This window comes from Streptomyces sp. NPDC051567 (assembly GCF_044454165.1).
GTDB lineage: Bacteria > Actinomycetota > Actinomycetes > Streptomycetales > Streptomycetaceae > Streptomyces.
In genome coordinates this window covers 118104-136244 of record NZ_JBITDK010000005.1, presented here as the reverse complement: position 1 = coordinate 136244, position 18141 = coordinate 118104, and the positions used below count along the sequence as shown (strand labels likewise).

The 18141-nt window shown below is 71.9% G+C and carries 15 protein-coding genes; 8 read left to right on the top strand and 7 right to left on the bottom strand.

The genetic code is table 11. From position 1 onward, the window contains the following. Positions 1–80 precede the first annotated feature (80 nt). The 4 genes from ACIA5F_RS08250 to ACIA5F_RS08235 all read right to left on the bottom strand — a co-directional run bounded on the left by ACIA5F_RS08250 (position 81) and on the right by ACIA5F_RS08235 (position 2720). Complete coding sequence (locus ACIA5F_RS08250) at positions 81–929, bottom strand: helix-turn-helix domain-containing protein (protein WP_399350456.1); 849 nt, start codon at positions 927–929, stop codon at positions 81–83. A gap of 30 nt (positions 930–959) precedes the next feature. Next, entirely contained in the window at positions 960–1490 is a 531-nt protein-coding gene (locus tag ACIA5F_RS08245; protein WP_399350454.1) for a DUF6879 family protein, read from the bottom strand. Next, positions 1414–1725: a hypothetical protein gene (locus tag ACIA5F_RS08240; RefSeq protein WP_399350452.1), complete on the bottom strand. Its 312-nt coding sequence runs from the start codon at positions 1723–1725 to the stop codon at positions 1414–1416. Before ACIA5F_RS08240 ends, ACIA5F_RS08245 begins: the two co-directional genes overlap by 77 nt. Before the next feature lie 422 nt (positions 1726–2147). Next, complete coding sequence (locus ACIA5F_RS08235; RefSeq protein WP_399350450.1) at positions 2148–2720, bottom strand: peptide deformylase; 573 nt, start codon at positions 2718–2720, stop codon at positions 2148–2150. Between the two features lie 270 nt (positions 2721–2990). On the opposite strand from ACIA5F_RS08235, the gene ACIA5F_RS08230 reads away from it, so the two are divergent. Then, positions 2991–5993, top strand: coding sequence for a bifunctional [glutamine synthetase] adenylyltransferase/[glutamine synthetase]-adenylyl-L-tyrosine phosphorylase (locus ACIA5F_RS08230; RefSeq protein WP_399350448.1), 3003 nt, complete (start codon positions 2991–2993; stop codon positions 5991–5993). A 101-nt stretch (positions 5994–6094) separates the two neighbouring features. Here the strand turns inward: ACIA5F_RS08230 and ACIA5F_RS08225 are convergent, their stop codons facing one another. From ACIA5F_RS08225 to ACIA5F_RS08215, 3 genes are all read right to left on the bottom strand, one after another. Continuing rightward, positions 6095–6991 (bottom strand): phosphatase PAP2 family protein, encoded by an 897-nt coding sequence (locus ACIA5F_RS08225; RefSeq protein ID WP_399350446.1) that lies wholly within the window; start codon positions 6989–6991, stop codon positions 6095–6097. A 102-nt stretch (positions 6992–7093) separates the two neighbouring features. Next, entirely contained in the window at positions 7094–8140 is a 1047-nt protein-coding gene (locus tag ACIA5F_RS08220) for a LacI family DNA-binding transcriptional regulator (RefSeq protein ID WP_399350444.1), read from the bottom strand. Between the two features lie 25 nt (positions 8141–8165). Continuing rightward, the gene (locus ACIA5F_RS08215) at positions 8166–9815 is read right to left on the bottom strand and encodes a glycoside hydrolase family 13 protein (protein WP_399350442.1); all 1650 of its coding nucleotides are present in this window, start codon (positions 9813–9815) and stop codon (positions 8166–8168) included. Between the two features lie 222 nt (positions 9816–10037). On the opposite strand from ACIA5F_RS08215, the gene ACIA5F_RS08210 reads away from it, so the two are divergent. The 7 genes from ACIA5F_RS08210 (at position 10038) to ACIA5F_RS08180 (ending at position 18141) form a co-directional block, all read left to right on the top strand. Continuing rightward, positions 10038–11312 (top strand): extracellular solute-binding protein, encoded by a 1275-nt coding sequence (locus tag ACIA5F_RS08210; RefSeq protein ID WP_399350440.1) that lies wholly within the window; start codon positions 10038–10040, stop codon positions 11310–11312. Between the two features lie 7 nt (positions 11313–11319). Next, positions 11320–12342 (top strand): carbohydrate ABC transporter permease, encoded by a 1023-nt coding sequence (locus ACIA5F_RS08205; RefSeq protein WP_399350438.1) that lies wholly within the window; start codon positions 11320–11322, stop codon positions 12340–12342. A 152-nt stretch (positions 12343–12494) separates the two neighbouring features. After that, complete coding sequence (locus ACIA5F_RS08200) at positions 12495–13286, top strand: sugar ABC transporter permease (protein WP_399350793.1); 792 nt, start codon at positions 12495–12497, stop codon at positions 13284–13286. A 47-nt stretch (positions 13287–13333) separates the two neighbouring features. After that, positions 13334–14935 carry a glycoside hydrolase family 13 protein gene (locus ACIA5F_RS08195; RefSeq protein ID WP_399350436.1) on the top strand — a complete coding sequence of 534 codons (1602 nt, stop codon included), beginning with the start codon at positions 13334–13336 and terminating at the stop codon, positions 14933–14935. Beyond that, complete coding sequence (locus ACIA5F_RS08190; protein ID WP_399350434.1) at positions 14920–15942, top strand: LacI family DNA-binding transcriptional regulator; 1023 nt, start codon at positions 14920–14922, stop codon at positions 15940–15942. Before ACIA5F_RS08195 ends, ACIA5F_RS08190 begins: the two co-directional genes overlap by 16 nt. A gap of 8 nt (positions 15943–15950) precedes the next feature. Then, positions 15951–16124: an NUDIX hydrolase gene (locus tag ACIA5F_RS08185; RefSeq protein ID WP_399350432.1), complete on the top strand. Its 174-nt coding sequence runs from the start codon at positions 15951–15953 to the stop codon at positions 16122–16124. 268 nt (positions 16125–16392) lie between these two features. Continuing rightward, complete coding sequence (locus ACIA5F_RS08180) at positions 16393–18141, top strand: carbohydrate-binding module family 20 domain-containing protein (protein ID WP_399350430.1); 1749 nt, start codon at positions 16393–16395, stop codon at positions 18139–18141.

Genomic DNA, 18141 nt, shown 5'->3' with positions numbered 1-18141 from the left:
CCGAGGTGGCGGGGGTGTGCGATAGACCGTAAGAACCCCGGTACCGCGTGCTCAACAAACTTGCGCCTTATTGCGGGTCATCACTCCAAAGAGGCAGTGGCGGCGGCGATCAGCGCTCTGGCCTTCGCTCCATAGACGGCCATATCGGACAGGCCCACGAAGGCCCGGATGTAGTCCGTGATCTCTCTGGGCTGGAGCACACTGACCTTCGCGGTCAGGGTCTCCACAGCCACCCGCTGATCATCGAACAGGTAGAAGGCTTCAAGGGGCCAGATGGCTCGCGGGCAGCCAGCCGGGATGATCCCGATGGAGACGGACGGCAGCGACATCAAGGTGAGCAGGTGGCCGAGCTGAGCGGCCATGTCCTCCGCGCTGCCGATCCTGGTTCGTAAAACCCATTCTTCGATCAGGACCGCGAACCGGCGTGCTCCCGTGTACATGAGCTGTGCCCGCGCTAGACGCGCTGGTACGGCCGCCGCAACGTCGTTCGGAGTGCCCTGGAAGTGAGTGATGGACTGCATGAGTGCCGTCGCGTACTCGGCGGTCTGGAAGAAGCCAGGGAGCACGTTCGAGACGTAGATCCGGAAGAGCCTCGTGCGCTCGTAGTCGCTGATGACCTTCTCTTGGGCGAGCATCATGCCGGAGCTGTTCCGTCGTCTCCACTCCTGGTACATCGAGTCGGCGGCGCGGGAAGCCGCGATCAGGTCAGGGACCCGGTCGCCGGCCCCGCAGGCAATGCACCAGGCCCTTATGTCGTCTTCCGACGGAGCGGCCTTGCCGGACTGGATGCGAGAGGTCTTGGCTGGGTGCCAACCACACAGGGTAGACAGCTCACCCCCTTTGAGTCCGGCGTCCTTACGGATCTCGACCAGTTGGTCAGCGATGGCCTTCCGTGTCGCGACAACGCTGGATGAAGGCGACGATGGCATGTGTTGTCCACCCAGTGGTTCGGAGCCGACTCAGATCTCGAAGACCTCGTGGGGTACCGCCCGCTCCCACACGGCCTCGAAAGCCCTCGTGCACAGTTCCGCGGTGGCCGGTTCCTCTGTCATCGCGTTCCGGGGATCAGCCCACTCACCATCACCGGTGAACAGGTTGAACCGCACGATCCGGCTGTCGAACAACCAGAAGTCGGCTCCCGGCAACGCAAGGTCCAGTGCCCGGCTTCGAGGTAGCCATCGGATCTGCTCGCCGGCTGCGATATTGGTGAACGTGTGGGAGTGCTCGTAGCGGATGTACTCGGTGACGGGTTCCGAGACGATCCGGGCACGCCGGATGGTCACTCCACGGGTGATGGTCTCCACCACGAAGTCATGGAATGGATGCCACCACTCGGCCCGGTTCTCCAGGGAGTACCGGTGCCCGGCCTTCCACGCGGCGAACTGGCCGGCCTCGTCAGCGACGCCGTACTGATCACGCATCTCCAGATGCACGGCCGACTTCTTCGTCTCCCGGAGCAGAGTCCTGAAGTCCGGCACGTTCGATTGCATCGCAAGCCTTTCTGATGAAGGGGATCATTTGCTCGGGGATGCTGATCACAGACTCGTGGGCAGGTACGCCGGACTTGTGACCGGCAACCCACTCGGTCTCACTGACCTCCGCGAGCTCGGCCCCAGTGAGGGTGTCGCTCTGGATCACGAGCCGACGCTGAGCCACGTTCGCCCAGACGGTGGGCGAGCCTTCCTCGTTGGTCTCAGGGTCGATTCCGAAGAGCTCCAGGCCCATGGCCACCTCTCCTGTCACGTAGCTTGCGCATTCTTGCGCTTGGAGTTGACGTGACCACCAGCATCTAGCGTCCCGGGCCGCCTTGTCAGGCGTTTCATTCTCTGTGCTGTTGCCCCAGCGGTGGGCGGCGAGGCTGCGGGCGGCGCTGGACCCACCCACGGGGAGTTTGTCGGCCGGGAGCCGTACACGGGCCATGAGGCGGCATCTTGCCGACCGTGTTCGAGGCGTCGACGCCAACGGGTTCCGCCCGTAGTTCTCCCCCGGAGCCCCCCCGTTCCCGCAACAGAGATGGGCCCTCGGTGTATGTCGGTGGTAGGGGCGCGGGACGGAAGCACCGCATCTGACCCGTCACGGCGGTTGCCGGGCTGCCGGGTCCCTTCGGCATGTGAGCAGGCGGAACCGGAGGAGGGCCGGTGCGGGGCCTACCGCTCGTAGGCCCACGCGCGGCCGGTCTGGCGGTACTCCTCGACCCGGATGGGCCCGACGCCGGGCCGCATCCTCGCGGTGTAGAGCAGCCCGTCCAGGTGGTCGATTTCGTGGTGGACGAGCCGGGCGAGCCCGCGTTCGTACACGGTGGTGACGGTGCTGCCGTCGAGCGCGGTGGTCTCCACGGTGATCCGCAGCGGGCGCGGGACCAGGCCCCGGACGTCGAAGAAGGACAGGCAGCCCTCGTACTGCTCGTCCGTCTCCTCGGAGGCCGCCGTGATGCGCGGGTTGAGGAGGACGATCAGCCCGGCGCCCGGTATGGCGGGGCGTACGGTGGCGGCCGCGCGGGCGATGCCGATCTGTGGAGCGGCGAGGCCCATGCCCTTGCCGCTGAAGTCATGGGCGCGGGCGATGCGGTCCATGGCGTCGGACAGCTGCCCGACGACGCGTGTAGCGGCGTCCTGGTCAGCGGGCAGCGCGAAGGCGCCCGCAGGCTCGGCGAGGATACCGACGCCGTGCTGGACGACTCCGAGATCCCGCATGCGCTGGCTGGGCTGTACCTCGGTCACCGTGACCTTCCCTGGTCCACGTCGGGTTCGGGCCGGGCCCGGAACTTCCATTCGAGACGGTAGCGGGCGTGGAGGGCGGGGCGGAAGCGCCGCCCCGCCCCCGGCAGCCCCCACCCGCCCCTGGCACAACCTTGGGCAAGGCTTGGCCAAGGCCACAGGTCACCGCGTGGTACGTCCCGGTGAAGCGGGGACCGGCTGCGGCTAGGCTCGGGCCGGGCACGCCGGACCAGGGCGGGCCGGACAGCGGCGACGTACGCGGGAGGCGGCGGGATGACAGTCCCGGGACGCAGGAGCAGCACTTTCAGCAGGCTGCTGCGCAACGGTTTCACCGACCCCTCGGCCGCGGCCCGGCTGCTCGACGCCGACGCGCTGGCCGCCGTACGCACCGACCCCGTCCTCCTCGACGCCCTCGGCGCCACCGCCGACCCCGACCTCGCGCTCCTCGGCCTGGTCCGGCTCGCCGAGGCGCAGCCGCCGCGGGAGCTGGCCGGGCTCCTCGACACCCTCGTCAGCGCCAAGCCGCTGCGCGACCGGCTGCTCGGTGTCCTCGGCGCCTCCGAGGCGCTCGGCGACCACCTGGCCCGCCACCCCCGGGACTGGCAGGCACTCGTCACCTACGAGGCCGCCGACCTGCACCCCGGCCTCCCCGAGTTCGAACGCGGCCTGGCCGACGCCCACGACCCCGTCGCCCTGCGCGTCTCCTACCGCCGCTGCCTGCTCTCCATCGCCGCCCGCGACGTCTGCGGCACCACCGACGTCGCCCAGACCGCCGCCGAGCTCGCCGACCTCGCCACCGCCACCCTGCGCGCCGCCCTGCGGATCGCGAGCGCCGCCGCCCCCGAGGACGCGGCGCGGTGCCGGCTCGCCGTCATCGCGATGGGCAAGTGCGGCGGCAACGAGCTGAACTACGTCTCCGACGTCGACGTCATCTTCGTCGGGGACACCGCCACGGGGCACGCGGTGGACGGCGCCGACGAGGGCCAGGCCCTGCGGGCCGCCACCCGCCTCGCCTCCCACCTCATGCGGATCTGCTCCGAGACCACCGTCGAGGGCACCATCTGGCCCGTCGACGCCAACCTGCGCCCCGAGGGCAGGAACGGTCCGCTGGTGCGGACCCTCGCCTCCCACCTCGCCTACTACCAGCGCTGGGCCAAGACCTGGGAGTTCCAGGCCCTCCTCAAGGCCCGCGCCGTCGCCGGGGACGCGACGCTCGGCGCCGAGTACATCACCGCCATAACCCCCCTGGTCTGGCAGGCCGCCGAACGCGAGAACTTCGTCGCCGACGTCCAGAAGATGCGCCGCCGCGTCGTCGACAACATCCCCGCCGCCCAGATCGACCGCGAGCTGAAACTCGGCCCCGGCGGCCTGCGCGACGTCGAGTTCGCCGTCCAGCTCCTCCAGCTCGTCCACGGCCGCGGCGACGCCACCTTGCACTCCGGCACCACCCTCGACGCCCTCCACGCCCTCGCCGCGGGCGGCTACGTCGGCCGCGCCGACGCCGCCCAGCTCCACGACGCCTACCGCTTCCTGCGCGCCATGGAGCACCGCATCCAGCTCTACCGGCTGCGCCGCACCCACCTCGTCCCCGAGGACGAGGGAGACCTGCGCCGCCTGGGCCGCTCCATGGGCCTGCGCACCGAACCCGTCGCCGAACTCAACAAGGCGTGGCGCCGGCACGCCTCCGTCGTCCGCCGCCTGCACGAGAAGCTCTTCTACCGGCCGCTGCTCGACGCCGTCGCCCAGCTCACCCCCGGCGAGAGCAGGCTCTCCCCGCGCGCCGCCGGCCAGCGACTGGAGGCCCTCGGCTACGCCGACCCGGCCGCCGCCCTGCGCCACCTCGAAGCCCTCGCCTCCGGGGTCTCCCGCAAGGCCGCCATCCAGCGCACCCTGCTGCCGGTGCTCCTCGGCTGGTTCGCCGACTCCGCCGACCCGGACGCCGGGCTGCTGAACTTCCGCAAGGTCTCCGACGCCCTCGGCAAGACCCCCTGGTACCTGCGGCTCCTGCGCGACGAGGGCGCCGCCGCCGAGAACCTCGCCCGCGTCCTGTCCGCCGGCCGCCTCGCCCCCGACCTGCTGATGCGCGCCCCCGAGGCCGTCGCCCTGCTCGGTGACCCCGAGGGCCTTCTGCCCCGTACGCACGAGGCCCTGGAACAGGAGGTCCTCGCCGCCGTCGGCCGCGCCTCGGACGCCGAGGCCGGGGTCGCCGCCGCCCGAGGGGTCCGCCGCCGCGAACTCTTCCGCACCACCGCGGCCGACATCATCGGCTCCTACGGCACGGAGGACAACCCGGCCGGGGAGAATCCCGGAGCCCTGGTCGACCGGGTCGGCGACGCCGTCTCCGACCTCACCGCCGCCACCGTCGCCGGGGCCCTGCGCGCCGCCGTCCAGAACCACTGGGGCGACACCCTGCCCACCCGCTTCGCCGTCATCGGCGTCGGCCGCTTCGGCGGCCACGAACTCGGCTACGGCTCCGACGCCGACGTCCTGTTCGTCCACGAACCCCGCGAGGGCGTCGACGAACAGGAGGCCGCGAAGGCCGCGCAGACCGTGATCGCCGAGATGCGCAGGCTCCTCCAGCTGCCCACCGCCGACCCGCCGCTGCTCATCGACGCCGACCTGCGCCCCGAGGGCCGCTCCGGCCCGCTCGTGCGGACCCTGTCCTCCTACGCCGCCTACTACCGGCGCTGGTCCCTGACCTGGGAGAGCCAGGCCCTGCTGCGGGCCGAGCCCGTCGCCGGGGACCAGGAGCTGGGCCGCCGCTTCATCGAGCTGATCGACCCGCTGCGCTACCCCGTGGACGGGCTGCGCGAGGACGCCGTACGGGAGATCCGCCGGCTCAAGGCCCGGATGGAGTCGGAGCGGCTGCCGCGCGGCGCCGACCCCGCCCTGCACACCAAGCTCGGCCGCGGCGGCCTCAGCGACGTGGAGTGGACCGTCCAGCTCATCCAGATGCGCCACGCCCGGTCCGAACCGTCCCTGCGCACCACCCGCACCCGCCGCGCCCTGGCCGCCGCCCGGACGGCCGGGCTGATCCCGGCCGAGGAGGCGCAGGTCCTGGACGAGGCGTGGGTGCTCGCGACCCGGGTCCGCAACGCGGTCATGCTGGTCCGGGGCCGGGCCGGGGACACCTTCCCGTCCGAGGTCCGCGACCTGGCGGCGGTGGGCCGCTACCTCGGCTACGCCCCCGGCCGGGTCGGCGAGATGCTGGACGACTACCGCCGTACGACCCGCCGCGCGCGGGCCGTCGTCGACGAGCTGTTCTACGGCTCGTAGAGCGGGCGCGGGCGGCCGGCGGCCCCGGGCGAGCGGAGAGCAGGGACGTTCACAGACCCCGGGGCGTTCACGGGGCCGGGGCGCTCACGGGCCCGGCCGGCTCACAGGGCCGGGCGGCGGCGGAAGCGGCCCAGCAGGGCCGCCGCCGGGTGCGGGCCGGGGAAGGCGGGGTGGCGCGGCAGCCGGTGGGGGAGGGCGCCGTACCAGGCCCGGGAGAGCGCGAAGCCGAAGGCCAGGCAGATCATCCCGCCGACCGCGTCCAGCCAGAAGTGGTTGGCGGTGGCGACGATGACGACGAGGGTCGTCGTCGGGTAGAGCAGGCCCAGCACCCGGGCCCACGGGACGGAGGCGACCGCGAAGATCGTCAGCCCGCACCAGAGCGACCACCCTATGTGCATGGACGGCATCGCGGCGTACTGGTTCGACATGTTCTTGAGGTTCCCCGAGGCCATGGAGCCCCAGGTCTGGTGGACCAGCACGGTGTCGATGAAGTTCTGCCCGTTCATCAGCCGGGGCGGCGCGAGCGGGTAGAGGTAGTAGCCGACCAGAGCGATCCCGGTGGTGGAGAAGAGCACGAGACGGGTGGCCGCGTAACGCCCCGGGTGGAGGCGGTAGATCCACACCAGCACACCGATGGTCACGACGAAGTGGAGCGTGGCGTAGTAGTAGTTCATGCCCACGACCAGCCACGTCACCGAGTTCACGGCGTGGTTGACGGTCTGCTCCACGGCGATGCCCAGGGAGCGCTCGACGTTCCAGATCCAGTCGGCGTTGGCGAGCGCCGCCGCCTTCTGCTCGGGCACCGCGTTGCGGATCAGCGAGTACACCCAGTAGCTGACCGCGATGAGCAGGATCTCGAACCAGATCCGCGGCCGGCGCGGGGCGCGCAGCCGGGAGAGGAGGGTGGGCTCGGGCGCCGGGCGGGCCTCGTCGCCTGTCACGGCGGGTGACGAGAGGTCCGTCCGGGTTTCCAGTGTCTTCACGCTCGTTTCACCCATGGGGGAAGAGTCTGCCAGACGCGCCCGTACCCCCGGTCATCCCTCCGGACGGTCTTGGCCGCACCGGTCAGCCCTACGGACTACGACCCCGGGGGGAGACCCTCAGGGTCTGCCGGGCCCGGCTTCGCGGTGCCGGCCGGGGCCCGAGGCGGTGGAGCCGCGGACGACCAGTTCGGGCAGGAAGACGAACTCGCTGTGCGGCGCCGGCGTCCCGCCGATCTCCTCCAGCAGGGTCCGCACGGCCGCCTGGCCCATCGCCTGCACGGGCTGGCGGATGGTGGTCAGCGGCGGGTCGGTGAACGCTATGAGCGGGGAGTCGTCGAAGCCCACGACGGAGACGTCCTGCGGCACCCGCAGCCCCAGCTGCCGGGCGGCCCGGACCGCGCCGAGCGCCATCATGTCGCTCGCGCACACCACCGCCGTGCAGCCCCGCCCGATGAGCGCGGTCGCGGCGGCCTGGCCGCCCTCCAGCGTGTACAGGGAGTGCTGGACCAGCTCCTCCGCCCCGGCCTCGGTGAGCCCGAGCCGCTCGCGCATCCCGAGCCGGAACCCCTCGATCTTGCGCAGGACCGGGACGAAGCGCTTCGGCCCGACCGCGAGCCCGATGCGGGTGTGCCCCAGCGCGGTCAGGTGGGTCACCGCGAGCTGCATCGCGGCCCGGTCGTCGGGGGAGACGAAGGGGGCCCGCACCTTGTCGGAGAACCCGTTGATCAGGACGTACGGGACGCCCTGCCCCCGGAGCCGGTCGTAGCGGCCCATGTCGGCGGTGGTGTCGGCGTGCAGGCCGGAGACGAAGATGATCCCGGAGACGCCCCGGTCGACGAGCATCTCGGTCAGCTCGTCCTCGGTGGAACCGCCGGGCGTCTGCGTGGCCAGTACCGGCGTGTACCCCTGCCGGGTCAGGGCCTGGCCGATGACCTGCGCGAGCGCCGGGAAGATGGGGTTGTCCAGCTCGGGCGTTATCAGCCCGACCAGACCGGCGCTGCGCCGCCGCAGCCGGACCGGCCGCTCGTAGCCCAGGACGTCGAGCGCGGCCAGCACGGATTCACGGGTGCCCGCGGCCACACCGGGCTTGCCGTTGAGCACGCGGCTGACTGTGGCTTCGCTGACCCCCGCCTGGGCTGCGATGTCGGCTAGCCGTGCGGTCACGGGATGGGACTGTACCGGTCGTACGTCACAAAGCCCACCACGTGCAGGCGTCCGCGGGGAGCACGACGGTGCGGCCGTCCGTCTCCACCGGGGCGCTGGAGAGTACGGGGCGTCCGGGCGCGGGGAGTTCCACCGGGACGGGCCGGCTGTTGAGGGTGCAGGCGAAGCCGGGGCGGGTGAAGAGGAGGACGCCCTCGGGCGCGGGCAGCCAGGTCAGCGGGCCCGCCTCGGGCGCCCCCAGGCCCGGCAGGGCGCGGCGCAGCTCCAGCGCGGCGCGGTACAGCTCCAGGGTGGAGTGGGGGTCGCCGGTCTGTGCGGCGACGCTGAGTCCGGCCCATTCGGGGGGCTGGGGGAGCCAGCTGCCGCCGGTGCCGAAGCCGTAGGGGGCCCGGTCGCCGGACCACGGGAGGGGCACCCGGCAGCCGTCGCGCAGCCCCTCCTGACCGGCGGTGCGCAGGAACGCCGGGTCCTGGCGGAGTTCGTCGGGGAGGTCCTCGACCTCGGGCAGGCCGAGTTCCTCGCCCTGGTAGACGTAGGCCGAGCCGGGCAGCGCCAGCATCAGCAGGGCCGCCGCCCGCGCCCGCGCCAGGCCCTGGGCCCCGCCCCCGTAGCGGGTGACATGGCGGACCACGTCGTGGTTGGACAGCACCCACGTCGTCGGCGCCCCCACGGAGGCGGTGGCGGCCAGCGACTCGTCGATGACGGTGCGCAGCGTGGGGGTGTCCCAGGGGCAGTTCAGGAAGCGGAAGTTGAACGCCTGGTGCAGCTCGTCGGGGCGCACGTACAGGGCGAGCCGTTCGGAGGTCGGCGCCCAGGCCTCGGCGACGCCGATCCGCGGGCCGCCGGCCGCCCCGGACTTCGGGCCCGGAGCGTAGGAGTCCAGCAGGCGGCGCCAGGAGCGGTGGATCTCGTGGACCCCGTCCTGGTCGAAGAAGGGCAGCACCTGGTCGCCGAGCAGCGTCAGCCGCTCACCGCGGCCGAGGTCCGGCAGGCCGGGGGCCTTGACCATGCCGTGGGCGACGTCGATACGGAAACCGTCGACGCCGAGGTCGAGCCAGAACCGCAGGACGGAGGCGAACTCGGCGGCGACCCCGGGATGGTCCCAGTTCAGGTCGGGCTGTTCGGGGGCGAACAGGTGCAGGTACCACGCGCCGTCGGCGGTCCGCGTCCAGGCGGGCCCGCCGAAGACGGACTCCCAGTCGTTGGGGGGCAGCTCGCCGTCCTTGCCGCGCCCCGGGCGGAAGTGGTAGCGCTCCCGGGCCCCCGGTTCCCCGGCGAGGGCGGCCCGGAACCACGGGTGCCGCTCCGAGGTGTGGTTGGGGACCACGTCCACGAGGACCCGCACCCCCAGCGCGTGCGCGGCCCGCACGAGCGCGTCCGCGTCGGCGAGGTCCCCGAAGAGGGGGTCCACGGCCCGGTGGTCGGCGACGTCGTAGCCGCCGTCCGCCTGCGGGGAGACGTAGAAGGGGGTGAGCCAGACGGCGTCGACCCCGAGCCGGGCCAGGTGCGGCAGGCGGGAGCGGACCCCGCGCAGGTCCCCGACGCCGTCGCCGTCGCTGTCCGCGAAGGAGCGCACGTACACCTGGTAGATGACGGCATCGCGCCACCAGCCACCGCTCGCGGCCGCGTTGTTGGAAGCGCTTGCAAGCCGGGAGTCGGTCAGCTCATGGGTCATACCGGGGTCAACGCGCGGGCACGCCCCCTGGTTGCGGGCCCGGAGCGTCGAAGGTGACTCGAACTAACAGCAAGCTACGGCAACCGTACGGACACACGGATGTAACGATCAGCGTCTCTTGCAGAAAATTGCCGCAAGCTCTTTCGGCCAGCTTTCAGGCTTGTTACGTTCCTGGCAACTCGGGACCGCGAGGGAGCGGCCGGGATCATCGAAGGAGTTCATATGCGGCGTGGCACTGTGGCCACCGCGCTGGTCGCGGCCCTGGCGCTCGCGGTGACGGCGTGCGGTGGTGACACCAGCGACAGCGGCGGTCAGAAGAGCGCCGGTGGGGAACTCGCCGGGACCGTCACCTGGTGGGACACCTCCGGCGATGCCGAGAAGGCCACCTTCCAGAAGATCGCCGAGGCGTTCACCGCGAAGCACCCGAAGGTGACCGTCAAGTACGTCAACGTCCCGTACGGCGACGCCCAGAACAAGGTCAAGAACGCGTTCAGCAGCGGCTCCGACGCCCCCGACGTGATCCGTGCCGACGTCGGCTGGGTCGCCGACTTCGCCTCCCTCAGCTACCTCGACGAGGTACCCGCCGCGACGGCCCAGAAGGTCGACGCCGAGTTCCTCCCGCAGGCCGCGGCCAGCGGCAAGTACGAGGGCAAGACCTACGCCGTCCCCCAGGTCATCGACACCCTCGCGCTCTTCTACAACAAGAAGATGCTCACCGAGGCCGGGGTCCAGGCCCCGAACTCGCTGGCCGACCTCAAGACCGCCGCCGCCGCTGTCAAGGCGAAGACCGGCAAGACCGGCCTCTACCTGCGCGGCGACGACTCCTACTGGGCCCTGCCCTACCTCTACGGCGAGGGCGGCGACCTGGTCGACGCCAGGACCAAGACGGTGACGGTCGACAACGCCGCGGGCGTCAAGGCCTTCGCCGCCGCCCGGGAACTGATCACCTCCGGCGCCGCGACCACCAACGCCACCGACGGCTTCGCCAACATGCAGACCGCCTTCAAGACCGGCCAGGTCGCGATGATGGTCAACGGCCCGTGGGCGGTGAAGGACACCTTCACCGGCGAGCAGTTCCAGGACAAGACGAACCTGGGCGTCGCCGCGGTCCCCGCCGGTTCCGTCAAGCAGGGCGCCCCGCAGGGCGGCCACGACCTCGCCGTCTACGCCGGGTCCAAGAACCGCGAGGCCGCCCACGCCTTCGTCGAGTACATGACCTCCCAGGAGGTGCAGGTGCAGACGACCAAGGAACTGAGCCTGCTGCCCACACGCACCGGCGCCTACGAGCAGCCGGACGTCAAGGGCAACGAGATGGTCCAGTTCTTCAAGCCGGCCGTCGACAAGGCCGTCGAGCGCGCCTGGATTCCGGAGAACGGCTCCCTGTTCGAGCCGCTGAAGGTCGAATGGACCAAGGCCGTGACCGGCGCCTCGACCCCGGAGGAAGCCGCCAAGGCCACCGGCGCCGAGTTCCGCAAGATCCTCAAGGGCTGGAAGTAGCGAGACCATGGCTGTTCACACCAGCCGTCCGGTGACCGGGGCCGCGGGCGAGGACACCGCCCGCGGCACGGGTCGCGGGACCGGCAGCAGCGGTAGCGGGAACCGTGGCGGGCTGCGGCGGGCGCTCGGGACCCACTGGTACGCCTGGACGATGGTCGCCCCGGTGGTGCTCGTCCTCGGCGTGATCATCGGCTGGCCGCTGGTGCGCGGCGTCTACCTGTCGCTGACCGACGCGAACGAGCGCAACGTCGCCCGCACCATCGGCGCCAATCACATCGAGGCGAAGTACGAGTTCGTCGGACTCGACAACTACCTCTCCGCGCTGGGCGACCCGGTCTTCCTGCAGCGGCTGGTGTGGACGGTCGGGTGGACCGTCGCGTGCGTCTCCGTCACCTTCGGCATCGGCCTGGCCCTGGCCAACATGCTCAACCGGGACTTCCGGGGCCGCGCCGCCTACCGGATGGCGCTCATCCTGCCCTGGGCCGTCCCCGGCTTCGTCTCCGTCTTCGCCTGGCGGTTCCTCTTCAACCGCGACAACGGCATCCTCAACAAACTCCTGGAGGGCGGCGGCATCGCGGGCGTCCCCTGGCTGGACGACCCCACCTGGGCCAAGTTCTCGGTGATCGCCGTCAACGTCTGGCTCGGCGTCCCCTTCATGATGGTGGCCCTGCTCGGCGGCCTCCAGTCCATCCCCGGCGAGCTCTACGAGGCCGCCGAGATGGACGGCGCGAGCCCCTGGCAGCGGTTCCGGTACATCACCCTGCCGGGGCTGCGCGCGGTGAGCATGACGGTGATCCTGCTCTCCACCATCTGGACCTTCAACATGTTCCCGGTGATCTTCCTGCTCACCCGGGGCGGACCGGGCGACTCCACCGAGATCCTGGTGACCCAGGCGTTCCGCGAGGCGTTCGTCCAGAGCCCGCGCGACTTCGCGGGGTCGGCGACCTGGGGCGTCCTGATCCTCGCCCTGCTCATGATCTTCGCGCTGGTCTACCGGCGCGCGCTGCGCAAGCAGGGAGAGGTGTGGTGACCGTGACCACTTCCACGACGCCCACGAACGCCACAGCCCCCGCCGCCCCCGCCGCGCGGACGGACGGAGCCGACGGCAACCGGCGCGGGCGCGGCCGGGGCAGAGGTCAGGGTCAGGGCCGGGGCCGGCGGAGCCCGCTCGCCTCCCTCGGCCTGCACGCCACCCTCGTCCTCGCCTCCGTCGTCGCCGTCTTCCCGGTGCTCTGGGTCCTGCTGACCTCGCTCAAGCCCGCCGAGGCCGCGATGACCACGGACTTCGTCAAGGAGCCCGGCCTCGGCAACTACCGCTACCTGCTGGAGTCGAGCCACTTCCTCAGCTGGTTCGCCAACTCCGTGCTGGTCGCGGGCGTCACCACCGTCCTCGGCGTCTTCATCGCCGCCACCACCGGGTACGCCGTCAGCCGCTTCCGCTTCCCCGGCATGCGCCCGCTGATGTGGACCCTGCTGATCACGCAGATGTTCCCGATGGCCATCCTCATCGTCCCGCTCTACAACCTCATGGGACAGCTCGGGCTGCTCAACCAGCCCGTCGGCCTGATCGTCACCTACCTCACCATCGCCGTGCCGTTCTGCGCCTGGATGATGAAGGGCTTCTTCGACACGATCCCGGTCGAGATCGACGAGTCCGGGCGGGTCGACGGACTCAACCCCTTCGGCACCTTCTGGCGGCTGATCCTCCCGCTCGCCAGGCCCGGCCTCGCCGTCACCGGCTTCTACGCCTTCATCACCGCCTGGGGCGAGGTCGCGTACGCCTCCGCCTTCATGGTCGGCGAGGAGAACCTGACCCTCGCCGGCGGACTCCAGACCTTCGTCACCCAGTACACCTCCAACTGGGGTGCGATGAGCGCCGCCTCCGTGCTCATCGCCGTCCCCGCCGCACTCTTCTTCGTCTTCGCCCAGCGTCACCTCGTCGCCGGGATGACGGCAGGCGCCACCAAGGGCTGACCACCCGCCTGCCCCTCCACACCGGCCCCGATCTCTCCAAGGACGACATGCCCCAGCACCTCGCCGACACCCTCCCCACCTCCACCGGCACCCGGCCCGGCTGGTGGCGCGAAGCGGTGATCTACCAGGTCTATCCGCGCAGCTTCGCCGACTCGAACGGGGACGGCATGGGAGACCTCGAAGGCGTCCGGAGCCGGCTGCCCTACCTGAAGGACCTCGGCGTCGACGCCGTCTGGCTCAGCCCCTTCTACTCCTCCCCGCAGGCCGACGCGGGCTACGACGTCGCCGACTACCGGTCCATCGACCCCATGTTCGGCACCCTGCACGACGCCGACGCCGTGATCCGTGAGGCCCACGCGCTGGGCCTGCGCATCATCGTGGACCTCGTCCCCAACCACTGCTCCGACCAGCACGAATGGTTCAAGCAGGCGCTCCGCGAAGGCCCCGGCACCCCGCTGCGCCGACGGTTCCACTTCCGCCCGGGGCGCGGCAAGGACGGCGAGCTGCCCCCCAACGACTGGGAGTCCGTCTTCGGCGGGCCCGCCTGGACCCGCACCGCCGACGGCGAGTGGTACCTGCACCTGTTCGCCCCCGAACAGCCCGACTTCAACTGGGACCACCCCGCCGTCCAGGACGAGTTCCGCTCCATCCTGCGGTTCTGGCTCGACCTGGGCACCGACGGCTTCCGCATCGACGTCGCCCACGGCCTGGTCAAGGCCCCCGGCCTGCCCGACCTCGGCCGCGACGAGCAGCTCAAACTGCTCGGCAACCAGGTGCTGCCCTTCTTCGACCAGGACGGGGTCCACGCGATCTACCGCTCCTGGCGCACGGTCCTGGACGAGTACACGGGCGACCGCATCGGCGTCGCCGAGGCCTGGACGCCCAGCGCCGAGCGCACCGCGCTCTACCTGCGCCCCGACGAGCTGCACCAGGCGTTCAACTTCCACTACCTGGGCACCGGCTGGGAGGCCGGGGCGCTGCGCACCGCCATCGACGACTCCCTCGACGCGATGCGTCCGGTCGGGGCGCCGACGACGTGGGTGCTGTCCAACCACGACGTGGTCCGCCATGTCACCCGGTACGGGGGCGGGCCGCAGGGCCTGGCGCGGGCGCGGGCGGCGGCCCTGCTGATGCTGGCCCTGCCCGGCTCGGCCTACGTCTACCAGGGCGAGGAACTCGGCCTGCCCGAGGTCACCGACCTCCCCGACGAACTCCGCCAGGACCCCTCCTTCTTCAAGGAGAACGGCCAGGAGGGGCTGCGCGACGGCTGCCGGGTACCGATCCCGTGGTCCGGCGACCGGGCCCCCTACGGCTTCGGCACCGGCGGCAGCTGGCTCCCCCAGCCCCCCGAATGGGCCGGACTCAGCGTCGCCGCACAGACCGGCGACCCGGAGTCGACGCTGGAGCTGTACCGCTCGGCGCTGCGGGTGCGGCGCGCGCACGCCGCGCTGGGCGCGGGCGACGCCGTCGCGTGGCTGCCCGCCCCGGCCGGGACCCTCGCCTTCCGGCGCGGGGACTTCGTCTGCACGGTGAACACCACCGGCGCGCCGGTACGGATGCCCGCCCCGGGCACGGTGCTGCTCGCCAGCGCCGCGCTCGGGGACCCGGACGTGCTGCCCGCGGACTGCGCGGTGTGGTGGCAGGTGTGACCCTCGCGCCACGGCTCACCGACATCGCCGCGCAGGCCCGGGTCAGCGAGGCGACCGTCAGCCGGGTGCTCAACGGCAGGCCGGGCGTGGCGGCCCCCACCCGCCACCGGGTGCTGGCCGCGCTGGACCTGCTGGGCTACGAGCGCCCGGCGCGGCTGCGGCGCCGCAGCAACGGCCTGGTCGGCCTGCTGATCCCCGAGCTGACCAACCCGATCTTCCCGGCGTTCGCGCAGGTCATCGAGCAGGCGCTGGCGGGCCACGGGTACACGCCGGTGCTGTGCACGCAGACCCCGGGCGGGGCCACCGAGGACGAGCTGGTCGAGCAGCTGGAGGAGCGCGGGGTCACCGGGATCGTCTTCCTGTCGGGCCTGCACGCCGACACGACGGCGGACCCCGCGCGCTACCGGCGGCTGGCGGCCCGGGGGGTTCCCTTCGTGCTCATCAACGGCTTCAACGAACGGATCAGCGCCCCCTTCGTCTCGCCGGACGACCGGGCGGCGGCGGAGATGGCCGTACGGCACCTGGAGGACCTGGGGCACCGGCGGATCGGCCTGGCCATCGGGCCGACCCGGTACGTGCCCTCCGCGCGCAAGGAGCAGGGCTTCACCGCGGCGCTGCCCTCGGCGGCGTCGCAGGGGCTGATCCAGCGCACCCTGTTCACGGTGGAGGGCGGCCACGCGGCGGGCGGAGCCCTGCTGGACCGGGGGTGCACGGGGATCGTGTGCGGCAGCGACCCGATGGCGCTCGGGGTGATCCGCGCGGCCCGGGAACGGGGGCTGCGGGTCCCGCGGGACGTGTCGGTGGTCGGCTTCGACGACTCCCCGCTGATCGCCTTCACCGACCCGCCGCTGACCACCGTCCGCCAGCCGGTCCGCGCCATGGCGACGGCGGCGGTGGGCGCCCTGCTGGAGGCGGTGGGCGGTACCCCGGTCCAGCGGACGGAGTACGTGTTCCAGCCGGAGCTGGTCGTCCGCGGCTCCACGGCCCAGGCCCCGCCCCCGCACTGAAGGACGGTGTGCGGCGGGAAGTCCTGGAGGAAACGGGGATACGCGTCGAGGTGGGCGGCCTCACCGGTGTCTACAAGAACATGGTGGTGGGCGTGGTGGCCCTGGTGTTCCGTTGCAAGCTCTCGGGGGGTGCGGTGAGGGTTCCCCGCTCCATCGCGGCGCCCGCCGCGCACAGCGCGTAGCGGTCCGGCGCCTCTTGCCCCCCTGATCCGCTGTCGGTCCGGTCCGGCCGCTGCCCGGGGCGTGCGCTGGTTCCGGCACGGGCCGGTGACGTGTGGGTTCGTGGGGGAAGCAGCTCGCCGGAGCAGGTGGGGGACCGCCGTGGCACCCCGGCGCGTCCAGCCGGAAACAATTCTGCAACCTCTTGCGCAAAGTCTTGCAACGCATGGGAGTGCCACCTACGGTCGCAGCCATCCCCACCCCCTTTCCTCTTCCGCCAGGAGGACCCACATGCCCAGCACCCCCGGAACCGCGAGAACCGCGACCACCGCGAGAGTCCCCACCCGCCGCCGCCCCCGCACCGTCGGGGCCCTGCTGGCGGTGACCGCGCTCGCCGCCGGAGCGCTCACCGTCCAGGCGCCGCGGGCGCAGGCCGCCCCGCCCGGGGAACGGGACGTCACCGCCGTCCTCTTCGAGTGGCGGTTCGACTCCGTGGCCACGGCCTGCACGCAGAGCCTCGGCCCCGCCGGCTACGGCTCCGTCCAGGTCTCGCCGCCCCAGGAGCACATCCAGGGCCCGCAGTGGTGGACCTCGTACCAGCCCGTCAGCTACCGGATCGCCGGACGGCTCGGCGACCGCGCCGCCTTCAAGAAGATGATCGACACCTGTCACGCCGCCGGGGTCGAGGTCGTCGCCGACGCCGTGATCAACCACATGGCCGCGGGCGACGGCACCGGCACCGGCGGCTCCGCGTACCGGAAGTACGACTACCCCGGCACCTACTCCGGCGCCGACCTGGACGACTGCCGGGACACGATCTCGAACTACCAGGACCGGGGCAACGTCCAGAACTGCGAACTCGTCGGCCTCGCCGACCTCGACACCGGCGAGGAGTACGTCCGCGGCCGGATCGCCGGATACCTCAACGACCTGCTCTCCCTCGGCGTCGACGGCTTCCGGGTCGACGCCGCCAAGCACATGCCCGCCGCCGACCTCGCGAACATCACGTCCCGGCTGACGAAACCGGGCGTCCACTGGAAGCAGGAGGCCATCTTCGGGGCCGGGGAGGCCGTCTCGCCGGACGAGTACCTCGCCAACGGCGAGGTGCAGGAGTTCCGGTACGCCCGCGACCTCAAGCGGGTCTTCCTGAACGAGAAGCTCGCCTACCTGAAGAACTTCGGCGAACCCTGGGGACACCTGCCCACCGCCAAGGCGGGCGTCTTCGTCGACAACCACGACACCGAACGCGGCGGCGACACCCTCTCCTACAAGAACGGCGCCGACTACACCCTCGCCAACGTCTTCATGCTGGCCTGGCCGTACGGCTCCCCGGACGTCCACTCCGGCTACGAGTGGAACGACAAGGACGCCGGACCCCCCAACGGGGGTGCGGTGAACGCCTGTTGGGCGGACGGGTGGAAGTGCCAGCACGCCTGGCGGGAGATCTCCTCCATGGTCGCCTTCCGCAACACGGCCCGCGGCCAGGCCGTCACCGACTGGTGGGACGACGGCGGCGACCGGATCGCCTTCGGGCGCGGCGCCAAGGCGTACGTCGCGATCAACCAGGAGGCCACGGCGCTGACCCGCACCTTCCAGACCTCGCTGCCCGCCGGCGGCTACTGCGACGTGCAGAGCGGCCGGCCCGTCACCGTGGATTCCACCGGCCGGTTCACCGCCACCCTCGGCGCGCGTACCGCCCTCGCCCTGCACGCCGGGGCCCGTGGCTGTACGGGCACCCCGGCGCCCGCCTCCGGGGCCTCCTTCGCGGTGGAGGCCGCCACCGTCCCCGGCCAGGAGATCCACGTCACCGGCGACCGCGCCGAGCTGGGCGGCTGGAACACCGCCGCCGCCCCGCGGCTCGACCCGGCGGCCCACCCCGTCTGGAAGCTCGACGTCCCGCTCCCGCCCGGCACGGTCCTCGCGTACAAGTACCTCCGCAAGGACGCCTCCGGCAACGTCACCTGGGAGAGCGGGCCCGACCGCACGGCCACCGTCCCCGCGAGCGGCAGGGTCACGCTGACCGACACCTGGCGCGGCTGA

What these genes read in the sequence shown, in the direction of transcription:
- ACIA5F_RS08250 (WP_399350456.1), bottom strand. Translation starts at nt 929, where the DNA reads ATGCCATCGTCGCCTTCATCCAGCGTTGTCGCGACACGGAAGGCCATC.
- ACIA5F_RS08245 (WP_399350454.1), bottom strand. Translation starts at nt 1,490, where the DNA reads ATGCAATCGAACGTGCCGGACTTCAGGACTCTGCTCCGGGAGACGAAG.
- ACIA5F_RS08240 (WP_399350452.1), bottom strand. Translation starts at nt 1,725, where the DNA reads ATGGGCCTGGAGCTCTTCGGAATCGACCCTGAGACCAACGAGGAAGGC.
- ACIA5F_RS08230 (WP_399350448.1), top strand. Translation starts at nt 2,991, where the DNA reads ATGACAGTCCCGGGACGCAGGAGCAGCACTTTCAGCAGGCTGCTGCGC.
- ACIA5F_RS08225 (WP_399350446.1), bottom strand. Translation starts at nt 6,991, where the DNA reads ATGGGTGAAACGAGCGTGAAGACACTGGAAACCCGGACGGACCTCTCG.
- ACIA5F_RS08215 (WP_399350442.1), bottom strand. Translation starts at nt 9,815, where the DNA reads ATGACCCATGAGCTGACCGACTCCCGGCTTGCAAGCGCTTCCAACAAC.
- ACIA5F_RS08210 (WP_399350440.1), top strand. Translation starts at nt 10,038, where the DNA reads ATGCGGCGTGGCACTGTGGCCACCGCGCTGGTCGCGGCCCTGGCGCTC.
- ACIA5F_RS08205 (WP_399350438.1), top strand. Translation starts at nt 11,320, where the DNA reads ATGGCTGTTCACACCAGCCGTCCGGTGACCGGGGCCGCGGGCGAGGAC.
- ACIA5F_RS08195 (WP_399350436.1), top strand. Translation starts at nt 13,334, where the DNA reads ATGCCCCAGCACCTCGCCGACACCCTCCCCACCTCCACCGGCACCCGG.
- ACIA5F_RS08180 (WP_399350430.1), top strand. Translation starts at nt 16,393, where the DNA reads ATGCCCAGCACCCCCGGAACCGCGAGAACCGCGACCACCGCGAGAGTC.